Source organism: Streptomyces spiramyceticus (genome assembly GCF_028807635.1).
In the GTDB taxonomy this organism is placed as follows: domain Bacteria; phylum Actinomycetota; class Actinomycetes; order Streptomycetales; family Streptomycetaceae; genus Streptomyces; species Streptomyces spiramyceticus.
This window is the reverse complement of record NZ_JARBAX010000001.1, coordinates 1,646,189-1,668,881: the sequence shown is the minus strand read 5'-3', so window position 1 is coordinate 1,668,881 and position 22,693 is coordinate 1,646,189. Positions and strand designations below refer to the sequence as shown.

Sequence of the window (22,693 nt, the reverse complement as noted above, 5' to 3'; positions counted from 1 at the left end):
CGATGCATGGAGATCACGGACACCCAGCCGTCCGACGTCCGGCACGTTCGTATATCCACGAGCGGCAGAACAGGCTCGTTGATGATCGGTGACGTCGACTACTCGCGCTACGTCTCTGGGTACGCGGTGCACCAGGCTGCCGGGCAGCCCGCTCAGGTCGTTCTCCAGCTGTCGCCGGCGAGGACGACAGCCGACTTCGATGGATGTGCGCGCGTCGCCATTGGTGAGCCGTTCGACCCGGGGGAGGCGGCCGCTCGGTTCCTCTCGGCCATCGACGCCTCGCTGCTGGAGCGTGCCGCGATGAATCGTGTGGACCTCAGCGGTGGGGAGCACGGCTACACGGCAGCGGTGCTTGCCCAGTTGCAGCAGTGGGCGCGGGGGGAGTTTGACGAGCCCGAGGAGTCGACCGGTGGCATCGCCCCGTAATCCACACCCGAACGCCCACCCCCGTGCCGGCGCCTACAGCAACGCGGCGCAGATTGCCGCCGAGCTGGACGGCCGCGCGGTGCGGACGCTGGCGGAGACAGCGTCAGTGGTGCAGCACCACGCGATGCTGTTGGAGACCAGGATCAAGGCCAAGGCGTCCGGGAGGCCGGGGCCGAACGCCCCTACCGGGGACTACCGCCGGAGCTGGACGCACGAGCTCTCCACTGATGGCGTGACGGTGACGGCCACGGTCGGCACGAACAAGCCGCAGGCCCGGCGGCTTGAGTACGGCTTCGTTGGCGCGGACAGTCTCGGACGCATTTACAACCAGCCCCCATTTCCCCATGTCGGCCCAGCCGTCGAGGAGATTCGGCCTCTGTTTGTCGCGGCTCTCGCCGATTCGGTCGGAGATGGCTTGTGAGCTCGCTGAGCAACGCGCTGCACCAGGCAGTGGCCGACGTGTGCCAACAACACAGCATGGGCCTGCTGTCCCAGGCTGGTGCTGTGCGCCGAGGTCGTCGACGACGACGGAGAGATAGGGCTGTTGATCGGTGCATCGCCACAGGACATGGCCACATGGGACCGCGCGGGCATGTTGCGGTATGCCCTGTCCGACCTGGACGCCAACGTGATCGTCAGTCGCATCAGTGAGAGCGAGGAGGAGTAGATGCCGGTATCAGGACGTGAAGTATCGACGGCCGTGCAGCGCATGCTCGCTGCTGCCACCGCACGTAGCTGCGGCTACGGCACTGCGCCCACAGCCTCAAGTGCCCCCTCTGGCACCCAGTTGCCTTACACCGTGCTGTATCCGCTCGGCGTTACGACCGGTGGGCCGCCGTACGGAGAACCGGATGCGGACGCACGCGTGCTACTGCAGGTGACTTGTGTTGCCGGGACGGCTGAGCAGGCTGAATGGATGGCAGACAAGGTCAGGGCAGCCGTGCTCGCGCGCAAGACGAGCGGAGCTTACTCCTCGGAGTTGACGGTTCCTGGATGCGCAGTCATGCAGCGCACCTTGGAAAAGGAGGAGGGCGTCACTGTCGCGAGCGGCGTATACAGTTACGTACAGCGGTATGTGATCGAAGTGACCACGCTCAACTCCTGATCCGTACTGCACCCTCACCGCGGAGGCCCCTCGCGGACGCCCGGCCAAGTTCGCCGGCACGGGCCGATTCCCCTTTCACCGTTCGCACTGTGCGACGACTTGGGGACGGGCCTCCGGTGCGCGCTCTCGGGGCTGTCCCCGGAGAGCGAGAGTCAGTGAGCACCACACAACAGCGGTTCATGCGCCGCGGTGTCACAAAGTTCTACTTCCTCAAGCAGATCGCAGCACAGAACAACATCCCGATCCGCACCGAGCTGTCCGACACGAACGCCACCACGCTGTCCGGCGCGATCAGCGACATCGAGGGGTGGGCGCTGGAGAACGCGCCGATCGACACCCCGGACATGGCCTCGGAGTTCACCTCGAACATTCCTGGCGAGGACAAGGCCGACAACAGCGCCTTCACGTTCTACGAGGACCGGGTCGACGACACCCTGGAGACCTTGCTCTCGAAGGGTGTTGAAGGATTCGTGGTCATCCTTCGCAAGGGTGACGTCGCGGGTAGCAAGTCGATGGACATCTTCCCTGTGCGAGTCGGCAGCCGGTCGGCCAGCTACACCACGGCGACGGAGCCCGCCAAGTTCAAAGTCAGCTTCGGCATCACCGACAAGCCCGTCCTCGACGCTGCCGTTCCGGCCGCAGCCGCAGCCTGACGGGGAGCGCCGCATGTCCACAATCGCCCCGCCGCCGGCTGCCGTTGCCCGTGATCCGCACTGGGCCGCCAAAATGGCACGCCTCCGCGCTCGCAAGCTCCCCGAGCGGACGCTGTCCATCGTGGACGATCTGGCCCTGAAGGCAGCAGTCACGGAAGCAGCCCTCGGACTGGCACGGTCGCGCACCGAAGCACAGAGCGTATCGATCGACCAGGCTGTGCCGGAGGATCAGCGCGAAGACTGGGTGCAAGGCCGCCCGGCAGTGCTGGCCGCCGCTGGCGCCCTGGACGACGCGCAGCGTGCTCTCGCAGAGGCGACGCTGACTCTCACCTTCCGAGCCCTGCCCCGCCCGGTGTGGGAGCAGTTGCTCAAGGATCATCCGCCGACGGAGGCGCAGGCTGACTCCGGCATGGAGTACAACGTCGAGACCTTCCCTGCTGCCCTAATCGCTGCCTGCCACATCGAGTGCGATGAGGCAGGCACTGAAGTCGCTGGCATGACCGAGTCCGACGCCCAAGAGCTCCTGGACGTATGGCCGGACTCGGAAGCCAAGGCTCTGTTCACGGCCGCCCTTCTGGTCAACCAGACGATGCGAGCGGACCTGGGAAAAGGCTGATCACTGACCACGCGTTCCGGGCCGAGATGGAGCTGTGCGCGGCGTACGGCATCCCGCACAGCCAATTCTCAGGCGCAGGCGACGGACGGTGGTCGGCACTCGACCGAGCCAAGGCGATGGCCTATTCCGCGTTCACGAAGGCCCTGTGTGACGGCTGCGGTACGCGGGCGGCCGAGTGGGACGAGGCGCTGGGTGGCGACCGGTTCGCCTATGTGCCAGAGCCGCACCGCTGCCCAGGGTGCGAGCTGATCGAGATGGAACGGGAGCAGATTCCGGAGGGTCCGGAGGGGCGCGGGATGAGGATCGGGCTCACGCCCCGGAAGGACTGACGCTGTGGCTGGCGCATACAACCTCTACGTCAACCTGATGGCCAACACGGGTGGGCTCACCGCTGGTCTACGTGGTGCAGCCGGTCAACTGCGTGGCTTCGACCAGGGCTTGGCTGGGCTGGGCAACCGCCTTGGCTCAGTGCGGACCGCGACGGACGCTCTTGCCCGGGCGCAGGCTGCGGCCTCGGCAGAAACGATTCGCTCGCAGGGGCGGATTGCGCAGGCCACGCAGCGAGCCGCCGCCGCGCAGCAGGTCGTCGCCCGTGGTCACCGGGCGCAGGCTCTGGCCACGTCTCTGGCCACGCGAGCCCAGGAGGCCCAGACCGCTTCCGTATTGGCCGGGGAGCGAGCGGCTCGCGCTCAGGCACTTTCCCAAACCCTGGCGGCACGCGCCCAGGCCACAGCCGGACGCGGCGCACAGGCTGCCGCACGTACTGCTGCGGCCGCCCAGGCTGCCGCCGATCGCGCGACCCAGGCTCACGCAGCCGCCCAAGCCAGGGCAGTCACGGCGCAGCAGGCAGCGACTCGGGCGAGCGGACGGGCGCAGCGGGCATCTGTCGGGCTGGCCGACGCCGAAGCACGCGCCCGGACCGCTGTGACTGCCAGGGACGATGCGCAGCGCGCCGCCGCGCGCAGCGCCCAGGCATCCGCGCGCCAGGTAGCGCGTGCCGAAGCACAGGTTGCGGCGGCGGCAAACGCCCGCGCCGCGACGCTTGCTCAGGGAGGACTCGTGCTCGGCGCCGTCCTCGGCGTCGGCGTGGCCAACGCCATTCAGCTGGAGCGGGCGATGGCCAACGTGATGACGATCTCGCAGCAGATCACCAGCGAGAACGTCGCCCAGTTCACCGATCAGATCGTCCGGCTGTCGACCGAGCTGCCGCAGACGGCGGAGCAGCTGGCCGACGGTCTGTACCAGATCGTTTCCACTGGCTTCGACGGCGCGCAAGCCATGAGCATCCTTGAGGTCGCGGCCAAGGGTGCCTCTGCCGGCCTGACGACGACGGAGACCTCGTCCCGCGCGCTGCTCGGTGTCCTGAAGGCGTACGGCATGCCCGCTTCGGCGGCCGCCGACGTTATGGACACGATGTTCCAGACGGTCAACCTGGGCGTCGTCTCGTTTGAGGAACTGGCACAGCAGCTTGGCGACGTAGTTCCCATGGGCGCCGCCGCGGGTGTGGAGTTCGATGACCTCAGCTCCGCGCTCGCTGCGATCACCCTTGCTGGTATCCCTGCGGCTGAAGCCGCGACGGCCCTGAACATGATGATGACCCGGATGGTCAAGCCCACTCGGGAGATGCGCGACGCCATCAAGGATCTCGGCTACGAGTCCGTCGCCTCAGCCATCCGGCAGGACGGCTTGTACGTCGTCGTCAACAAGCTGCGCGGCGTCACGAAGGGCAGCGCCGACGCCATTGCCAACATGTTCAAGGACATCCGCGCCACCCGCGCGATGCTCGCACTGTCGGCAGCCGATGGCGAAAACTACGCCTCGACATACAAGGGCATTGCGATCGAGGTCCAGCGGGCGGGCGCCGCACACAAGGCATACGAGATCCAGATGGACACCACTGCCGGACAGTGGTCCCTCTTCCGAAACCAAGTCACCGCGCTCGGCATCGACATGGGCCGCGCTCTGCTGCCCGTACTACAGACGATCGGCCAGTACCTGAGCGTCCTGGCCGGGGCCATCAACGACCTTCCGGGCCCCGTTAAGTCCTTCGCTGGTGGACTGCTGGCGCTCGCCGCCGCTGGCCTCCTGGCTCGCGCGGCGTTCACCAAGCTCGGCCTGCAACTGGCCACATTCCGCACCCAGCTGGCGGCGGCTCGCACCGGCGGTGCCGTTCTTCCCGCCGTTCTGTCTGGTGCCGGACTTGCCGTTAGCGGTCTGGCTGCCATCCTCACGATCGGTGTCGCCGCATACGCGGCGTACTCGGCGTCCAAGCAAGAGGCCAAGGCGGCGACCGAGGAGCTTGTTACGGCGCTACGAGCCGAGCGTGAGGAAGGCGAGCAGGGCGCAGGCTTGCGCAAGCTGACCGAGCAGCTCACCGACAGCGGCGACGTGCAGAAACTCAAGGATGCCGGAGTCAGCGTCGAGCAGGCCATTGATGCTCTGACCAGCGGTGGCAAGAAGTATCAGGACCTCCTGGACGAGCTCAAGGCGCGTAAGGCGGGCTCCTGGGAAGTGTCCGGCAGGACCTACACCTACGACATCTCCTTCGACCGCGCCCGCAAGGTGCTGGAGAAGCAGCACGGCGTGTGGAGCAACGCGGTGAAGAAGGAAGCCGAGCTCGCCGCGAACATGGAGATAGTCAACTCCAAGATCAAGAACAATCGGCTGGAGATGGCCGGTCTGTGGGACCTCACGGTCCAGCTTCCGACGGACAAGAACGGTGCGCCGAAGTTCACCGAAGAGATGGAAGCCATGGGCAAGGCCCTGGCGGACGTCGTCGATCCCGCGAAGGCATGGAAGGCCGCACAGGAGCAGGTTGCGGAGGCCAACCGGAAGGCAGGGCGTTCCGCCGACTCGGCCAAAGCCAGCTTGAAGGACTACCTCGAGCAACTGAGCAAGCAGCTCTCCGCGCAGCGGGACTGGCAGAAGAATCTTGGCCAGCTCGCAGCCGCCGGCCGACTGGACTTGGTGGACCACTTCGCCAAGCTGGGAGTCGATGCGGCCCCCATGCTGGACGAGCTGGTCCGGCAACTCGACAAGGGCGGCACGAAGGTCGCCGACGAGCTCGAAAGCATCATCCAGGAGGGCACGGCCCGCTCCACTCCCGCGTTCCGCGCGGGCCTGGAGCAGCTGCCTGCCATCGCGGAGAAGTACGGCAAGGACATCGCGCGGGCGTGGGCGGATGCCTCCGCGACGAACAACCCCGGCAAGCTGTCCGCCGCCATGCAGCAGATGGCACTGGCCGACATGGGACGAGCGGCCAAGCAGCTGCCCCAAGAGGCCCGCTCCACCATGCAGCAGGGCATGAAGCTCCTCGCCGACGTGGCGGCCCGCGGTGGCAAGGAGGCGGCGGAAGCCCTGAAGAGCAACCTCCTCAAAGGCGACCTGGACGCGGTCCGCACCCAGCTTCAGTACACCTTCGGCGCCGACATGCCCATCGAGGCGCCGGACCTGTCCAACGTCGTCACCGCGTTCAAGCAAGCCGGTGCTTCGGCCAACATGGAGTGGTCGGGTGCGCTGTCGCTGATTCAACTTGCGGCATCCACCAAGGGAACCGCTGCCGCCCAGGCACTCACTTCCGCTCTGCTGTCCGGCGACATGGCTGCGGTGAAGGCGAGCCTCGACGCCATCGGTCTTTCGGTCCAGGAGATCCCCGGATCGAAGTCGATCACCGTGAGCGTCACCACCAACCAACCGCCGCCCGTTGTTATCCCGATCTTGTACAGGCGCAAGTCGCTGCCTCACGACAAGGATGGCAACGGCGTCCCCGACCTTGTGCAGGCACCGACGAGGCAGGCGAAAGGTAGCGTGCTGGAGTTCTACGCCAATGGAGGGGTGCGGCGGGAACAGCACGTTGCGCAGATCGCACCCGCTGGAGCCTGGCGGGTGTGGGCGGAGCCCTCCACAGGTGGAGAGGCATATGTACCCCTAAGCCAGACCAAGCGGCCACGCTCCAAAGCGATCGTGGAAGAGGTCGTCAGGCGCTTCGGCGGCGACGTCACTTGGTACGCCAACGGCGGCTTGACGGACTGGTCATACAGCCCCGGTGACGTTCCGGAGTTGGAATCAGCGTCGTCGATCCGCTCCCGGTCCGTACGGAAGGTCAAGGGCAAGGGAAAGGCGAAGGACAAGGAAGTCTTCGACCTAGCCCTGTTCGAGCAGAACCTTCGCAAAGCTTCCCGGAGGGCCGCTGCGTGGCGCATTGACCTTGCGACGGTCGCGCGCCGTGCTGGTCAGGAGGTCGCCGACGCCCTTGAAGCCATGGGCGAGGACGGCGTGGAGCTCACCCGGAAGATGGCCAATGGCAGTTCGAAGTACATCAACACCATGGCCAAGGATCTTGAGCGGCTGGCAGGGATCGCCCGAGCGTCGCTCGGTGACTTCACCACCCAACTGCGCGCTGCGGTAAAGGACCAGACGACATTTGAGAAGAACTTGTCGAAGCTGGCCGCCTCAGGTTACGGCGACTTGGCCAAGATGCTCGCTGAACAGGGAGACGGAGACGCGGAGGCGCTGGCATCACAGGCGGTCCGGGACAGGAAGAAGGCCAAGGCCGCCAACGACCAGGCCCGTGCGGCAAACCGCACCGTCCCAGATGCTGACCTTCCAGACCTCGTGGCGATCGTCGCGGCCGTCAAGAACAGCAAGACCGGCCTGCACAAGGTTGCTGAAACCACCGGGCTGACCGAAGACCGCGTCATCGAGATCTCCAACCTCGCCCTGGACCGCATCCGCAATGCCCTCGGCGGCAAGGGCACTACGTTCCTGTCCGACCTGGCTAAGGCCAACAAGGGCTTGGCGTATGCCTCGGGCGGCATTCTCACCCCGGGCCTGTACGCCACGAGCAACGGCATCGTGCGCTTCGCCGAGCCCTCCACGAAGGGCGAGGCGTTCATCCCGCTCGGGGCCGGGACCCGGGGCTCGGCGACCACGGTTCTCGCTGATGTCGCCCGGAGGTTCGGTTACCGGCTCACGCCCGCTACGGAGGCAGGCCCCAGACGTCTGGTGGAAGCGCGGCCGGCGGGAGTGCAGGTCGTCGTTGTCCGCGAGCAGCCGAAGGCGCTCATCGAGCACATGCCGGTCACCGTGAACGCCCGCAGCGACAGAGACAGTGCGGGTGAGTTCGGCGCGGAGATCATGCGTCGGCTGCGCAACGCGCAGCGAGGAGGTCGGATCTGATGGCGAACCCCACCAAGGACTGGCAGATCGACTTTGCTGGGCTACTCCTCGGCCCGGACACCCCTTATGCGGTTTCCGATGTCACCGGCCTCGGGGCGCCCGAACTGCGCACCCAGGACGTCGACAGTCCGGTCGACGACGGCGCGTATCCGGGTGTCGACTTCTACGGTCGGCGGACGGTGCGCATCGAAGCCGCGATTCGCACGCCCGGTGATCCGGCAGCAGCGGCGGATGCGCTGGCCCGGTTGCACGAGGCGGCGGCCACCACTTCGGTGCGTAAGGCCGCTGGAGCCTTGGCGGTGCTACGCCTGAAGTGGCCCGGCCGGGACGTCCGTCGTTTGTACGGACGGGTTCGACGCGCAGACGCCATCTCGACCGCTAAGACGATCTTCGGCTGGATCCCACTGGAGCTGGAGTTCGCCGCCACCGATCCGCGTTTCCACGACGACGTGCAGCAGTCGCTGATCATGCCGCTGGACATCTCTCAGAACGTCCCTGGGTTCAAGGCACCGCTGGTAGCCCCGATCAGTACCGGGGTCGCCAACCCGGCAGCGCGGCCCGGCTGGGTGACGAACAGCGGTGATTTGCCCGCCCATCCGACCATCCGCATCACCGGGCCGGTCACCAACCCGCGGCTGTGGATCGTCGAGACCGGGCGCGCTCTGGAGCTGTCGATGACCCTCAGCGAGGGGGAGTACGTCGACATCGATACCCGGCCGGGGCGCCGCTGGGTGCTGCGCAATGGCTCTGGCAGTGCGCAGTCAGCCCTGTCCACAACCAGCCGACTGGACCTGTTCCAGATTCCCACCGGCCGCTCAGAACTCCGGTGGACCGCCACCGACTACACGAACACTTGCCGCCTCACTGTCTCGTGGCGCAACGCCTACACCGCACTGTGAAGAGGAGTACCCCATGGCGCTGATCCAGCCCCCGATGATGGTTCACGGCGGAACGCACCCCGCCCGCGCGATGCGCATGATGATCCAAGACCTCGCACGCGGCAGTTCCGGCGTGACCGAGGGCAACGACCTCAAGGTCAGCCCTCTCACGACTCCTGGCGCCGGCGTTCGTGTCGGCGACGGCTCAGCCGTCGTGCGAGGAGCGAGCTGGGGCCAGGGCAGCTACACCCAGTACAACGTTGGGGACGCCGTGGTCCCGATCGTTCCGACTGGTGCCTCCGCGCGCTCCGACCTCATCACGCTGAGAGTCGAGGATCCCGAGTATGAGGGGACACGCAACCCGGCGACTCAGGACATCGGCTACTTCCACGTGATCAGTGGCGTGTCCGCGAACGCGACCGCCCCACCGGCTGGGGTTACCGCAATACCCCTGGCACGGCTCGACATCCCTGGCAACACCGGCACCATCACCGCTGCGATGATCAAGGATCTGCGGACTATCGCCAACCCTCGGCGTAGTCGTCAGCTCTTCACGGCCTTCCCCAGCGCCTCGTCGACGCTGGGCTACTCCGATAACAAGTGGCACACATGGCCCACCGCTGCGCGGTGGTACGTCACTGTGCCGCCGTGGGCGACACAGGTGAAGCTCATCACCATGATCGCTGGTCTTGCCCTTCGGCGCGCTGATGTGTTCGCCCTCATGCGTAACGTCATCGGCGGAGTCACCGGCCAGCACATCGCCATCGATGACGACCAGGGCAACAACACCCGAAGGAACACCGTAGTGATGGCCGACACCCTGCTCCTGCCGACGGGCTTGCGTGGCACAGTCCTGCCGGTCTACCTCGACACCTACATGTACAAGAGCGAGACCGGTGACCTGGGGGTCGACGGGGCCACCACTTTCGTTTTGGATGTGGAATTCACTGAGGGCGTTGTGTGATGCCCTCCTACCGCTACCTGACGCAGCACGCGCTCACAGGCTCATTGCTCGCACCGGACCTTCCTCTGTCTCAGGTCGAGTTCGGTCCGGAGCTGTCCGGACCAGGCAGTCTGACTGCTGTCGTCGAGCCACGACTTGCCCACCTGGCGCGAGCCCATGTCGATCCGGGCACGTCCCTGATCTTCGCCGAACGGGACAAGAGCCTGCTGTGGGGCGGCATCGTGTGGCGGGCCGACCCGGAGGGCCAACAGCTACGCATCGAAGCAGCAGGGTTCGGGTCCTACCCGCATCGGCGCCATGATCTCCACGGGAATCTGGGCGGCCGCGGGCCGTACGTACACGCTGACCCATGCAAGGTCATACGAGACGTGTGGGCCTACGGCCAGGAGCAGCCGGACGGCAACCTGCGTGTCGCCGTTGATGCCACCACCTCGAAGGCCAGGGTCGGCACGCCCGCCGAGCCGTACGCCGTCGACTGGTGGGAGGCGCCCACCCTCGGCTCCGTTATCGATGACATGACCGCGGTCGAGTCGGCCCCCGAGTGGACCGAGACCGTCAGTTGGGGCCCAGGAGGGCTGCCGACAGCTCGCATCCGCCTCGGGTGGCCGCGCCTGGGCACGAGACGCACCGACATCGCGTTCACCAGCGGGATCAACATCGCCTCGTCCGTGCCGGTCGAATACGACGCCGACTCCTACGCCCAGGTCGTCATCGCGCTCGGCGCTGGCGAGGGCCGCAGCCGGCGGCGCGCAATCGACGCCGTTCGAGACGGGCGGCTTCGCCTGGAGCACGTCGCCGAATTTCCCTCGGAGAAGGGCAACGACCGGCTCGCCGCCCGCGCCCGAACTGAGCGCACCGGCCGACAGGTGATCGGCGAGGTGACCGAGGTGGTGCTACGCGATCACCCGGCCGCCCCGATCGGCTCCTTCCAAATCGGCGACGAGGTGCGGCTACGTCTGCACGACCAGTGGCATGACTTCGACGGCTGGGCGCGCATCGTGGGATGGCAGATCAAGCCGTCCAACGGCGAGAACCAGGAGCAGGCCGTGGTGCAGCTCCAGCGCGCTGACCGATTCACATACGGAGCTTGAAATTGACCGACACCATCAGTCAGTTCGCCGCCCGTCTTGCACAGGTCGAGCGGCAGCTGGCCCGCACTTCACGCACCGCGCAACTCGCCTACAGCAGCATCGAAGGCGGCGCCATCAATGTGCACGACGACGACGGCGGTATCCGAGGTGTGATTGGGCAGCAGCCCGACGGCACCACCGGAGTGGTCATCGTCAACGGGGCGCCGCCGCCAATGCCGACGGCACCCGTCGTCGAACCGGCACTGGCTGGCCTCAAGATCACTTGGGACGGCGAGTTCGCCGATGCGATGGCCGCACCCTTGGACCTGGCCCGCGTCCAAGTGCACCTGCTCGCCTCTGCCGACGTGTCGCCGGACGTGCGTAAGCCTGCTGCAACGATTGAAGCGGGCTCCGGGGCTTCGGTGACCATAGCCCGGCAGAGCTACGACGGGCTGTGGGTGCGTCTGGTCGCCCTGAACACCTCCGGCATCCCCGGCGCTGCCTCCGATGCCGTCGCGGCTGCGCCCAGGAAGACTCAAGGCGGTGACCTCGCAGCTGGCTCCGTAGGGCTGGACAAGGTGGCAGGAGCCCTCGCGGACTCCACCTTGCAGCGATTCACCGACACCCTCGGTGATCCTGCTTCCTGGACGGTGACCGGAAAGGGACCTGGCGCGGAGTGGACGCACGTCTCTGGAGTGAGTGACGCCGCAACCGGAGGGACCGTCGGCCGCGCGTCGGGGTTCGTACGCATCCGGGGAAACACCCCACTGCCTTACGATCCCACCGCGCTGTACCGGGTCAGCGCACGCATCCGCGCCATGGCGCAGCCGACAACCGGCCCGGACAGCGTGTACGTCGGCGTCCTTGGCATCGCATCCGACGGCATCCGCCTGGTGAATCGGAACGGTGAGGATTCGCCTATCTCGCACTGCTACCCGGCAGCCTCCTACGCGCCCCTTCCGGTAGCCGACGGTTGGACGACCTACGTCGGCTACGTCCAGGGCAGGGCTGCCTTGGGTGAGAACGGTGACGCTGGCACCAACCCCGATCTGAGAACGCCGGGCAGACTGCATGCGGATGTGCGCTATGTCGTCCCGTATCTCTGGCTGAACTACACCTCCCAGGCGGCAGCTTCCCTTGCCGTCATGGAGGTGGACGCCGTGCAGATCGAAGCGGTGCGAACCGGCGCTGTCGGGCCGGACAACCTCGTCGCGGGCAGCGTCACTGCGGACGCCCTCGCAGCAGATGCGATCACCGGAAAGGTCATCACGGGCGGCAGCCTTCACAGTTACAACGAGCAAGGCAGCACCGTCGACATCCAGAACGGAACCGTCAAGGCGACAGCTGCCAGCGGCTACGCCATCCTCGTCGACCCCACGCAGCAACTGCCCGTTCTCGACTTCCTCAACAGCGCAGGCGCCACCGCTGGAAGCGTGAACGCCATGGGCAACGACAACCGGCCAGGACTGGTTGTCTCCAGCGGTCCCTTCTCCGACGGAGAGGTCTCCGACTGGCGATGGGCCAATCGCATGGGCGCCGACGGAGCGGCTAACAGGTGGGTTGCCCTGCGCGTGCGTGAGAGCGACACTACGGTCAGCAAGGGCGGCTATCTCGCACTTGAGCCGGCACGGGTCGTGACAGGCATCGTGGACACGGAAGCTGCCGGGCCTCCCACCCTCTTCCAGATAGACCCCGGTCTCTTCTTCCTTGACGAGGGACGGGTACTTATCGAGCCGCCCGCTTCGGCGTTCACTGCTCTGTTGGTGGCCGCCAGGACCACCCACACCGGGGCGCTCGCCCGCTTTGCCGTCGGGGGAGAGGACCGCTTCGCAGTCTCTGCGGCCGGGCACGTGTCAGCCGCCGGCGGGGTAGCTGCAGCCGGACCGGTGACTGGCATGAACGTGCCGGTCCCCATCTACAAGCCCACCAACACCGACCGGGCATCTTCAGTGGCACTGGTTGCCGACCCACACCTGACGGTGCAGCTCCAGGCGAACGCTCGATACCTGGTGGAGTTCCATTTGCACTACGCCGCCTTGTCCGCAGCCGCGTTCAAGACGGCTTGGGTAGTGCCGACGGGAGCGACAGGCAACCGCAGCGTCCTCGGTCCGGGCAGCACCGCGACGGAAGCCAACGCCGACAACTTGTCCATGCGTAGTGGCGTCCACGCGCCCACCACGACAGTCGTGTACGGCACCCGCAACCACGCCACGAACCTGGCTCATGCGGTAGAAAGCGGCATCATCACCACGACCACCGCCGGAACGCTCGCGCTGTCGTGGGCCCAGAACGTCTCAAACGCAACAGCAGCGCGTCTGGCTATCGGCTCCTACATGCAGGTGACGCGCCTTGCGTAGCTGGTGGTCAGGCGCGAAGAGGCCCCGCCGGAGGGGGTGGGGACGGGCGGGGCCTCGAATCGGCACGCGGATCTTCGGGAGAGGCGCGGCGTGCTGCCACGGCAGTTGGTCCGATGCGGGGAGGGCCTCTGCCGGGTGGCTGAGATTACGCTTGCCGCTGGCCGGAACGTAACCCTCGTGCACGAGAAGACCCCGCTGCGACGGGGGATACGCGGCGGGGCCTACACGCTGATAGGGCTCTTTGGAATTGGCTCTGTCCGCGGTTTCGTGAACGACCTCGGTCGGCAACTGTGGCAGGCCAACAAGTGAACCGTGCTGCACGCGGTGACCTGGGCTGCCTTCGTTCCCTACTGAGGTCAAAGGCGCATAGCGACGAATTTTGACGTTGCCGTTGCTCAGCCGATCGTGGCGAGCTGCCGAGCATGATGCTCAGCAGGCACGCCTCGGCGTTCGCTTACAGCTCACGGACGCCAGCGGACAGATCCTTCGTGAGCCAGGGGGAAGCGGGCGTACACCTCATTACCAAGCAGGCCGGACCGCTGGAGAGTCAGGCGGACTGGATGTTGGATGCCTGCTTCCCCTTCGGGCCGTTCACAATGTCGAATGACACCAGCTGCCCTTCCTTCAAGGACTTGAAGCCTGGCATGTTGATCGCGGAGAAGTGGGCGTAGAGGTCCTCGCCCCCCTCGTCCGGGGTGATGAAACCGAACCCCTTCGCGTCGTTGAACCACTTCACGATGCCGGTCGCCATAGCTTCTCCATGTTTCGTAGGACCGATGTGGTGCCCGGGGCGCCCACACGGGAATGATCATGATCGGTCGGTGTGGCGCCACGCAACCCTGCCTACCCAACGTGCAGCCTTGTCAGACCAGCAGACCGGCCTGCATGGATGGCGCGCAGACTGCCCAGTGACGCAGCCTTGCTTTGGGAGCAGCGACCCACCGCGACGGCATTGCCCCCTGCCTCCGGTTCGCCCAGTGAGACGACTTCTCACGGGAGATTCACGGATCTCCGGGCAGAGCCAAAATCGCGGATCCCTATCAACGCCATGTGCCCCCACTCGTAGGCGATCAATCGCAAGTAAGCCGGCTCCGGCGTCGCATGGGTCGCCATACACTGATCAACGGTGCGGGAACACTACGTGGAGGCTCGACGTGACCGCGCCCACCCAGGACCCCACACCGTGGGAGCTGCTGCGCGCCATCCAGCAGCTTCGCGATGACCTGCGGTCGGACTTCGCGGCCTTCAATACGCGCATGGATCAGACAGTCACGAAGGACGTGTACGCCGCGGACCAGCGGGCGGCTGACCTGCGCATCGAAGGACTGGAAGGCGAGGTACGAGCCCTCAAACAGCAGCATGAAGACGAGCAGCAAGAAGCGCGGACAAACCGCCGGTTGGCGGTGTCGGCGCTGATCGCGCCCATCGTGGTGGCTGTGGTGGTCGCCGCGCTGTTGGCAACGCTCGGTCTGTAGAACGTCATCTTGGCGCGGGGGAGAAGCAGGACGCGCCATGCCCGATCTGTGGCTGCCCGGCGCCGAGCGGCATCCGCTTGGTGACACGGCACCGACCGATACCCAGTACGCCCCGAAGGTGCTCTGGCACATCACCTGGGACCGAAACGCATCTGCGGCCAAGCCGGCCGACCTTGTGCCGTTCGACACGCTCGTCCGCTACTTCACCGGCGCCGGGCGGGCGTCCGCGCCGCACCTGCTGTGGGATCCGTTCACCGGCCGGATCGCCCAGTTCTATCCGGCGAACTCGCGCAGTAAGAGCGTCGTGGATGCGCCGGGCGGTACGCGTACCAACCGGGCGGGGCGAGTCGTCCTTCAGGTGGAGACGCTCTTCTTCCCTCACTGCCGGGTCAACGGGAAGGCGTACGCCACCGTCCGCGACACCCCCGCAAAGGGGCTCGACAAGATCCTCGCCTGGGCGCGCAGTTGGGGCGTCCCCGACGACTGGCCGATGGGCAAGCCGACCTGGACGGCGAACCGCAGCGGCCGGATATGGGCGTCCCGTGGTGGTCACTACGGCCACGGCCAAGTGCCGGAGAACAGCCACAACGACCCTGGTCCGATGCCGGACTGGCCCGGCGGCGGGAAGCCGAAACCCACCCCCACCGCTCCGCCGTTCCCCGGCAAGGGAGCGTTCGGGCCCGGTAAGAGCAACGACAGCATCCTCGCGCTCGGTCGACAGCTTGTGAAGCGCGGCTTCGGCTCCCACTACAAGGTCGGACCGTCCCGCGATTGGGGCGAGGCCGACCGGTTGAACGTCCGGGCGTTCCAGCGCGCACAGAAGTGGTCCGGTTCGGATGCCGACGGCTATCCCGGCCCGGAGACCTGGCGACGCCTCTTCTCCTGATCCCCCAACCGAAAGGCACGGACATGAACTTGTACGCTTCGCTGCTCCGCACAGCGATCCCCGCCCTCGGCGGCTGGCTGCTCGCCCTGTCGACCCGCTACGGGCTCGAACTCGACGCTACGGCGCTGACGGGCGTCCTGACGCCGCTGTGCATCTTCGTCTACTACGCCGTGTTCCGGCTCGCTGAGAAGTACCTGTCGCCGCGCTTCGGATGGCTCCTCGGCTTCGCGCGGCCGCCGGAGTACGCGCGCAACTGACCTCGCTACCCCAGAAAGGAAGAAGGCCCCCATCTCACGATGGGGGCCTCCGACCTCTTGGACCACATACTGTAGCAACTGCCCAGCATGCTAGAGCCGCCGCCCGCCCCGGTTACTATCTATATGCAAAGGCTGCGGACTGAGGGGACGGCAAGGGTGACGAGCACGGACAGGCCGGCGGGGAAGAAGCCGTACCTGGCAGGCGGCAAGGAGTTCGCCGACATCTACGGCGTCAAGCGGTTGCAGGTCAGCCAGTGGATCAGCCGCGACCATGTGCTGGACTACAGCCACGCCAAGATCATCAGCGGATCCCCCTACTGGCTCCTGGACTTCGTCAAGAGGTTCGGCGAGATGACCCCACGCCCCAAGCACATCAACGAACAAGCCCTGGCCGAAGTGATCAGGTCCCAGGACCCCGGCTATTGGGTGCACAACGTCAGCGAACTCCCGCCTCTCGTAGGGCCTGCGGAGGTCGTAAGCCTCTTCGGCCTTTCGTCCCGGCAGCTGCTGAACAAGGCGCAGGACAGTGGACGGTTCCGGCCCGCCGACTACACCTTGTCCGGCACGCCCATCTGGCTGCTCGACGGCATCGTAGAGGACGCCCCCGCACTCCAGGCGGGTGCGCGGTCAGTTGCGTGGCAGATCGATGAGCAGGTCCTTGAGGCCCTCCGAGCCGGGACGTACGCGGGCCCCGGTGCGGTGATCGTCCCACGTGGTCCTGCCGCCAGGAAGGTCGAATAACCACAGGTCAGAGCGTTGTTACGTTTGACCTATGCCCTATATGCATATAGAATTAGAGCGCAAGGCGGGTTGCTGGTCCTGGCGGAGGGGGTGTTGATGCGGCTGGTCGTTCACGGGGTCGCCGTTTCGCGCTCTGCCCGCCGTTTGTCCGCTCGGGCGCCCCCTTCGTCCTCTTCGAGGTCGACATACCGCCATCCCCGAAGATAGGTTCCAACTCTAAAGAGTTGAGAATATGAGGGGGCGTGCATGTCGGTTCTGGACCAGCCGCCGTTGTTCGGCATCGGAGACATCCCGCGAGTCAGGCAGCCCGCAGGCGGAGACACCCAGTCGATCCAGCAGCGGTTCGAGGGCTTCCACGCCCTCAACCCATGGGTCTACCGGGCGCTGGAGCGGATGACGGCTGAATGCGCCCAGCACGGCTGGAAGCGCGTCGGCATCGGAATGCTCTTCGAACTCCTCCGCTACCGCTATGGCGAGGCCACCCGCGGTGACGAGTTCCGCCTGAACAACAGCTACCGCTCCCGGTACGTGCGACTCCTCGTCGACGAACACCCGGAGTGGTCGCCCCTGTTCGAGGTCCGTGCACTGCGTACGGACTGACACGACCTCTTGGAGCACGACCGTGACGAAAGCAGCGAACGGCAACGGGCCGTCCGCCCCGAAGCTGAAGCTCCGCAAGCCAACCGGCGCGGTGCCCTGGCCTCTCATCCTCATCGAGGGAGAGGAGGGGGCGGGGAAGACCTACAGCGCAGCCGAGTTCAGCGCCAGCGAGAAGATCGGCCAGATGTACTGGATCGACCTCGACGAGGGCTCGGCCGATGAGTACGCAGCCATCGAAGGCGCGCACTACCTGATCATCGAGCACGACGGCACCTACCGCGACATCCTGGAGCAGATCGAGGCCGTCCATGCCGAGGCCCGCCGCGCGGCCGCCGCCGGCGAGCCCCCCGTGGTGCTGACCATCGACTCCGGATCCGCGCTGTGGCGCATGCTCACCAACTGGACCCACGAGCGGGCCCGACGCACGCGCAAGAACCGGGCCATGCTCCAGGAAGACCCGGACGCGCCGGTCGATCCGACGATGAACCTGTGGAACGACTCGGTGGAGCGGTGGCAGCGGGTGATGTACCTGCTGCGCACACTGCCAGGCATCGCGATCATCCTGGCGCGCGGTAAGCAGGTCTCGGCGCTGGATGACAACGGTAACCCGATCCCGAAGCGCACCGAGTGGAAGGTCGCCGCCCACAAGGACTTGGGGTTCGACTCCACCGTCTGGGTGCGTCTGAAGCGCGACGAGGACCCTCAGGTCATCAAGGTTCGCTCGCTGAGGCTCCGCGTCGAGCCAAAGAAGCCGATGAAGCTGAAGGACTTCTCGATCGAGGACCTGGTCTTCAACGGCTTGGGCTGCTCCGTCGACAGCCAGCCCCGGATCATGCCCGAACTGGCAGGTGACCGTGTTGGGCCATGGCTCAAGCGTATCGAAGGCGAGACGGACACAGCGGCCCTGGAGGCCCTGTGGCGCGCAGTCCCCGACCCGGCGAACAGGCTGACCCACGAGGAGATCCTGACCGTTCGCGGAGCCGCCGAGCGGAGGGCGGCCGAACTCAACGCGGAGCCCAAGCAGATGGGCGATAGGCCACCCACCGACGCCGACAAACTGCGCGCCGCCGCAGCCCGTAAGGCGCAGCAGGACGCCGACGCCGAACAGTGACCCCCTCGGGCCGTCGGTCATGCCGACGGCCCGACCCGTCAGACCTCTTGGAGCACGACGCATGACCACAACCCTTGAGCGTTCACCGTCCATATGGGACGCCGCGCACGACGTCGACGCACGCCGCCCACGCTCCCAGCAGACGCAACTCGGCGCGTCCGACACTGTGTGCGGCCGCCGCGCCGCGTACATCCTGCACAGCACCCCTCGTACTGACCAGCCGGACACCAAGGCGGCGATCCTCGGCACCTACATCCACACGGGCCTGCTGGAGTCCGCTCGTACCGAGTACGGATGGCTCGTCGAGCGCAGCGTCCAGGACGAAACGATCCGAGGGCACATCGACGTCGTCCAGCTGGATGAGGCCACAGCCGCGCGCCTGCCTCGGCGCCACCGACCGAAGGTGGCCGCCGACGTGGTGACCGTGGAGGACATCAAGACAAAGTCCACCTACCTCTGGGACCGAGTCCTCAGGTACGGCGCCACCGAAGCGGAGCTGCGCCAGGTCTACCTGTACGCCGGACTTCTGGCCATGGTCGGCTTCCAGGACGTCCCCGGCCAGCGATACCTGGCACGGATGGGCCCGCTCGACGTCCGCCGTATCCGCTTCCGTTTCATCAACCGGGACAACGGTGCGGAGCACATCCAGGAGATCGACTACGACCCCCAGCGAGCCGCAGAGGCCCGATGGTGGGTCGAGCGGGTAAGGGAGACCAGCCACCCGGAGGAGATGCGTCGTGACTTCGACGGCCCTGGGCTGGATGCCATCTGCGACTACTGCCCCTTTCGCACGGCTTGCTGGCCGGGCACCAATCCGGGCGCCCCGCCGCAGACCGCGCTCATCCACAACGACAAGGACACCGAGCAGGCTCTTGCCGACTATGTGCGCGGGCATGAGCTGGTCGCTCAGGGCGACAAGATCAAGAAGTTCGCCCGCAAGAGACTGGACCAGTCACCCGCCGGTATCTACGGCCTCAACGAGCTGTCGTGGGGCGGTGGTAATCCGAAGGACGAGACGGACGTTGAGGCCATGGTCGACCTGCACGAACTGGCTGACATCCCCGTCCCCATGGCGCCGGACACCGAGAAGATGATCCGCAACCTCAAGGCTGCGGGACTGGCCGTCCCCGTTCGGAAGACGAACAAAAAGACACCAGCCATCATCCGCGTCTCGCCCACCGCCTAAGTCCCTGCCTCTCAATCGCCCTGCTCGGCTGCCACCGGGCGGGGCGCTCCAACCTGCCCGAACGCTGCTCCAGGGGACCGCATGTCCATCCAGCTCATGATCGCCGCCGCCTACCTGCCCCACGACGTAGTCACCGCTAGCCAGAAGCTGGCCATGATGAAGCTCTGCGACTCGGCCGACGACGAGACGCGGCTCGCTCGTCCCGGCCTGACGAGACTGGCGGCATGGGTGGGCGTCACCACCAAGCGAGCCATCACCATCGTCACCGAACTCGTGGGCAAGGGCTTGGTGGAGCGTGTGCACACCGGCAAAGCGGGTCGGTCCGCTGTCTACCGCGTGTTCCCCATAGCCGTGCCCAAGACGCCCACCACGCCCGAACTCAAGGAACGACTGGCGGCCAGGGAGGCAGCGCCCAAGAACCCCCGGAAGGCGCGCACCGACGTGAAGCGGGCGGCTCCCACCCCGCCTGCCATGACCCACGAGGACGTCGAGGAGAGGGATGCTGCCCGCCGGCGCGAGCGCGAAGGCCCCCAAGAAGCACCTGGGTTCCACGCGGGGAACCCTGAGGAGCCCGAAGAGTGGGTTCCACCGTTGGAACCCAGTGGGTTTCATGCGGGGAACCCAGAGGGTTTCACCGATGGAACCCCTTCCTTCCCTGTTCCTTCCTCTTCCCTTCCTTTCCCCCCTACCCCCGCGGCTGACGCCGCAGGGGAGCCCGCTGCCGCCTCACCACCAGCACCATCTGAGCAGCAGCCGAAGAAGGCAGGCGGGTGCTCACGGCATCGAGGCAAGCCCGCCGCGTCATGCCGGGGCTGCGGCACGAATCCGCGCTCGGAGCGCGAACGGGAGGTGGCTGCGCGCAAGGTAGAGGAGAACCAGGAGAACGGGCAGTGGTGGCTCAACTGGCATGCCGAACGGGAGCAGCGGCTTCAGCAAGTTGAGGAGCGAGCCGAGGCCAAAGCGGAGGCGGTCCGGCGGGCTCGTGAGGGCATAGTCAAACCCAAAAGATAGATCACAACTTTATTAAGTTGCCAGAAAGCTTGATCACCCCTACGGCTGCATATAGAATTGAAGCATGAGAGAGGGGGAAGAGCTCCTCTCCTGAAAGGAGATTCGGCATGAGTCAACTGCCCAAGCTCAGGCGGCGACGCGGGGGTCGCGTGATCCTCGATGGCAGCGAGCAGGTGTACCCGATCCTGCGGGCGCTCGCTGACCTGTACTACGAGGACCCCGAGGGGATCGGGGACGTGCTGGTCGCGATCGCCGACCTCGACAAGGCGGCCGAATGTGAACGTGACCTCGATGGTCTCGGCAGCAGCGAGCACGCTCGGGACGACCTCGTAAACCAGCTTCTGGATGAACTCGGCGGTGCTGAACTCCACTTCGACCACCGCGCCAACCACTACGCCGTGATGCAGGCGCGCAGGGTCGCCCACGAAGCGCAGCACCTCGCGACCCAGCTGACGAGCCGCGCCGCCGAGGTGACCCGCCTTGCGGCCATCGCCCGAGGTGAGCGCGAAAGGGAGAACGGCCGCATCCTGCCCTGACCTGGGCCCGCATCGAGCAGACGCATCTGTCGAGATAGGCCGTAACTCTGTAGAGTTTTACGGCACACGACCTCTTGGAGAGACACGTGACGCACGACATCAACCGACTCGCGCCCATGCCTGACCACAACAACACCAACGACCCGCTGTGGCTCAAGCTGTGGCACGCCTACGAGCCCGTCATTACGCCCCTGCGCCGCCTGCCCCTCGTGGCGAACGTGGAGGCCGCTGGCGGCGAGTTCGGGATCACCGTGGACCTTGCAGACGGCTCGCACCTGTGGATCGCGTCCGTCACGGACCTGCCCTTGGACCCGACCGAGTTGGAGGGCTTCCAAGTTGTCCGGCAGCACCAGGACAACCCGACATTCCACGAAGTCGTCTACGACTCGACCCAGGACGGCGACCAAGCCACCAACGGCAACCACGTCGCCCCGATGCTCCTCGCCATCACCGCGTACGTCGCGGAACGAAAGCTCGCGCCGACGCTGCGCGACTGCATGTCCGTCTGCCTGATGGGCGTGACTGCCCATCACCGCCCGGAGCACCGCGTGCTGTGCCTCGCCCTCACCGACCGCCACGAGGCTGTGAAGCAGTACGGCTACGAGACCCACGCCCTGTCCGAGAACGACTGGCAGTGCATCCACGAACAGGGCGGCACGGACTGGCCGTTGACGGTGTGGAAGCGCGGAGACGCCGTTCGCACCGTTTACCTCCGCTTCGACGGTCTGGTCCCGGCATGACCGAGCAGACCAACCCGAGCGAGCAGCCCGCCGAGGCCACAGCCACGTGCTGGTGCGTCATCGCTCACCCGCAGACAGACGAGGAGCGAGCGCGCGTCCAAGCGGCCCTGGAGAACGCACGCGCCACCAACGACGCCAACGGCGTCGTGCTCGCGATCGCTCAGTTGACCCAACCCTGCCCCGCTCGCCGCAACGAGAGCAAGCGGTGACCGCCGTGGCGTGGGTCCTGGCCGGTGCCTGCGCCTGGGCCGTCGCCTTCGGCGCCTTCCTCCTTCACGAGGTCCGCATCGACATGCGCAACCGGCGACCGCGCTGCACGCACTGCGGCCAGCACCACGGCCAGCACGCACCCCACCACTGACCTCCCCGCCCGGCCTCCGAAGAGGAGGCCGGGCCCCTCGACCTCTTGGAGCCACCCATGGGCTACGACACCTACATCCAGAACCCCGACGGCACCCCCCGCGAAGGCGACGAGCACTACTTCCGCTTCGGCTGGACCACGGGGCACCACGCCTTCGAAGTGATGGCCAACTTCGGGATGGTCACCGACACCCCGATGCCCGCATGGCCGCAGCTGACCGCGTACGGCCTGACCAAGGGGGACTTCGCCCTCGGCAACGACGCCAGTGAGGCGACCAAGCAGGCCATCGCGAAGTACCGGGAGGACTGGTTCGCCGTCCGCGACTGGGCCGAGCCCGAGCCGACCGGCATCCCGTCGTTCAAGCTCCACTTCAACGAGGGACGTCTCATCACCCCGCAGGAACTCTCGGCTGCCCTTGCCGCGTACGAGGTCCACCCGAACTACGCCATCGCAGAGATGCCGGTCGGCGACCTCACGTGGGGCCGGTGGACCGCCTTCCTGCGCCGCGCCCGAGACCTCGGCGGCCTCCGCGTCCACTGACC

Annotated in this window: 25 protein-coding genes; 24 read left to right on the top strand and 1 reads right to left on the bottom strand. The window is 66.5% G+C overall.

Annotated features, from left to right (window positions below; genetic code table 11):
* Positions 1-6: 6 nt before the first annotated feature.
* The 11 genes from PXH83_RS07550 to PXH83_RS07500 all read left to right on the top strand — a co-directional run bounded on the left by PXH83_RS07550 (position 7) and on the right by PXH83_RS07500 (position 13,247).
* On the top strand, positions 7-426 hold the full coding sequence (locus PXH83_RS07550) for a hypothetical protein (protein WP_274558058.1): 420 nt from the start codon (positions 7-9) through the stop codon (positions 424-426).
* Positions 410-847 carry an HK97 gp10 family phage protein gene (locus PXH83_RS07545; protein ID WP_274558056.1) on the top strand — a complete coding sequence of 146 codons (438 nt, stop codon included), beginning with the start codon at positions 410-412 and terminating at the stop codon, positions 845-847. Before PXH83_RS07550 ends, PXH83_RS07545 begins: the two co-directional genes overlap by 17 nt.
* Positions 848-1,093: 246 nt before the next feature.
* Positions 1,094-1,531 carry a hypothetical protein gene (locus PXH83_RS07540; RefSeq protein ID WP_274558054.1) on the top strand — a complete coding sequence of 146 codons (438 nt, stop codon included), beginning with the start codon at positions 1,094-1,096 and terminating at the stop codon, positions 1,529-1,531.
* A 155-nt stretch (positions 1,532-1,686) separates the two neighbouring features.
* Positions 1,687-2,184 carry a phage tail tube protein gene (locus PXH83_RS07535; protein WP_274558051.1) on the top strand — a complete coding sequence of 166 codons (498 nt, stop codon included), beginning with the start codon at positions 1,687-1,689 and terminating at the stop codon, positions 2,182-2,184.
* Positions 2,185-2,305: 121 nt separating this feature from the next.
* Positions 2,306-2,800: a hypothetical protein gene (locus tag PXH83_RS07530; protein WP_274558044.1), complete on the top strand. Its 495-nt coding sequence runs from the start codon at positions 2,306-2,308 to the stop codon at positions 2,798-2,800.
* 116 nt (positions 2,801-2,916) lie between these two features.
* Complete coding sequence (locus PXH83_RS07525; protein WP_274558043.1) at positions 2,917-3,129, top strand: hypothetical protein; 213 nt, start codon at positions 2,917-2,919, stop codon at positions 3,127-3,129.
* A gap of 4 nt (positions 3,130-3,133) precedes the next feature.
* The gene (locus PXH83_RS07520; RefSeq protein WP_274558042.1) at positions 3,134-7,978 is read left to right on the top strand and encodes a phage tail tape measure protein; all 4,845 of its coding nucleotides are present in this window, start codon (positions 3,134-3,136) and stop codon (positions 7,976-7,978) included.
* Positions 7,978-8,877, top strand: a complete 900-nt coding sequence (locus PXH83_RS07515; RefSeq protein ID WP_274558041.1) for a phage distal tail protein — start codon at positions 7,978-7,980, stop codon at positions 8,875-8,877. The genes PXH83_RS07520 and PXH83_RS07515 overlap by 1 nt, the downstream gene beginning before the upstream one ends.
* A gap of 13 nt (positions 8,878-8,890) precedes the next feature.
* On the top strand, positions 8,891-9,820 hold the full coding sequence (locus PXH83_RS07510) for a hypothetical protein (RefSeq protein WP_274558040.1): 930 nt from the start codon (positions 8,891-8,893) through the stop codon (positions 9,818-9,820).
* Complete coding sequence (locus PXH83_RS07505; RefSeq protein ID WP_274558039.1) at positions 9,820-10,911, top strand: hypothetical protein; 1,092 nt, start codon at positions 9,820-9,822, stop codon at positions 10,909-10,911. The genes PXH83_RS07510 and PXH83_RS07505 overlap by 1 nt, the downstream gene beginning before the upstream one ends.
* A 2-nt stretch (positions 10,912-10,913) precedes the next feature.
* Positions 10,914-13,247, top strand: a complete 2,334-nt coding sequence (locus PXH83_RS07500; RefSeq protein ID WP_274558037.1) for a hypothetical protein — start codon at positions 10,914-10,916, stop codon at positions 13,245-13,247.
* Positions 13,248-13,794: 547 nt separating this feature from the next.
* Here the strand turns inward: PXH83_RS07500 and PXH83_RS07495 are convergent.
* A complete protein-coding gene (locus PXH83_RS07495) occupies positions 13,795-13,998 on the bottom strand; it encodes a cold-shock protein (protein ID WP_274558035.1) in 204 nt (67 codons plus the stop codon).
* 403 nt (positions 13,999-14,401) lie between these two features.
* Between PXH83_RS07495 and PXH83_RS07490 the strand changes: the two genes are divergently transcribed.
* The 13 genes from PXH83_RS07490 (at position 14,402) to PXH83_RS07430 (ending at position 22,691) form a co-directional block, all read left to right on the top strand.
* The gene (locus PXH83_RS07490) at positions 14,402-14,722 is read left to right on the top strand and encodes a hypothetical protein (protein ID WP_274558033.1); all 321 of its coding nucleotides are present in this window, start codon (positions 14,402-14,404) and stop codon (positions 14,720-14,722) included.
* 37 nt (positions 14,723-14,759) lie between these two features.
* Positions 14,760-15,608 carry a peptidoglycan-binding protein gene (locus PXH83_RS07485; protein WP_274558031.1) on the top strand — a complete coding sequence of 283 codons (849 nt, stop codon included), beginning with the start codon at positions 14,760-14,762 and terminating at the stop codon, positions 15,606-15,608.
* Positions 15,609-15,631: 23 nt separating this feature from the next.
* The gene (locus tag PXH83_RS07480; protein ID WP_274558029.1) at positions 15,632-15,865 is read left to right on the top strand and encodes a hypothetical protein; all 234 of its coding nucleotides are present in this window, start codon (positions 15,632-15,634) and stop codon (positions 15,863-15,865) included.
* Between the two features lie 156 nt (positions 15,866-16,021).
* Complete coding sequence (locus PXH83_RS07475; RefSeq protein WP_274558027.1) at positions 16,022-16,606, top strand: hypothetical protein; 585 nt, start codon at positions 16,022-16,024, stop codon at positions 16,604-16,606.
* 246 nt (positions 16,607-16,852) lie between these two features.
* On the top strand, positions 16,853-17,206 hold the full coding sequence (locus tag PXH83_RS07470; RefSeq protein WP_274558024.1) for a hypothetical protein: 354 nt from the start codon (positions 16,853-16,855) through the stop codon (positions 17,204-17,206).
* 22 nt (positions 17,207-17,228) lie between these two features.
* Positions 17,229-18,317, top strand: coding sequence for an AAA family ATPase (locus tag PXH83_RS07465; RefSeq protein WP_274558022.1), 1,089 nt, complete (start codon positions 17,229-17,231; stop codon positions 18,315-18,317).
* Between the two features lie 61 nt (positions 18,318-18,378).
* Entirely contained in the window at positions 18,379-19,503 is a 1,125-nt protein-coding gene (locus PXH83_RS07460) for a PD-(D/E)XK nuclease family protein (RefSeq protein WP_274558020.1), read from the top strand.
* A gap of 81 nt (positions 19,504-19,584) precedes the next feature.
* Positions 19,585-20,514 (top strand): helix-turn-helix domain-containing protein, encoded by a 930-nt coding sequence (locus PXH83_RS07455; RefSeq protein ID WP_274558018.1) that lies wholly within the window; start codon positions 19,585-19,587, stop codon positions 20,512-20,514.
* A 107-nt stretch (positions 20,515-20,621) separates the two neighbouring features.
* Positions 20,622-21,050, top strand: a complete 429-nt coding sequence (locus PXH83_RS07450; RefSeq protein ID WP_274558016.1) for a hypothetical protein — start codon at positions 20,622-20,624, stop codon at positions 21,048-21,050.
* Between the two features lie 86 nt (positions 21,051-21,136).
* Complete coding sequence (locus tag PXH83_RS07445; RefSeq protein WP_274558014.1) at positions 21,137-21,790, top strand: hypothetical protein; 654 nt, start codon at positions 21,137-21,139, stop codon at positions 21,788-21,790.
* The gene (locus PXH83_RS07440; RefSeq protein WP_274558012.1) at positions 21,787-21,999 is read left to right on the top strand and encodes a hypothetical protein; all 213 of its coding nucleotides are present in this window, start codon (positions 21,787-21,789) and stop codon (positions 21,997-21,999) included. The genes PXH83_RS07445 and PXH83_RS07440 overlap by 4 nt, the downstream gene beginning before the upstream one ends.
* A complete protein-coding gene (locus PXH83_RS07435; RefSeq protein WP_274558009.1) occupies positions 21,996-22,151 on the top strand; it encodes a hypothetical protein in 156 nt (51 codons plus the stop codon). Before PXH83_RS07440 ends, PXH83_RS07435 begins: the two co-directional genes overlap by 4 nt.
* Before the next feature lie 57 nt (positions 22,152-22,208).
* Positions 22,209-22,691, top strand: coding sequence for a hypothetical protein (locus PXH83_RS07430; protein ID WP_274558007.1), 483 nt, complete (start codon positions 22,209-22,211; stop codon positions 22,689-22,691).
* Positions 22,692-22,693: the final 2 nt, after the last annotated feature.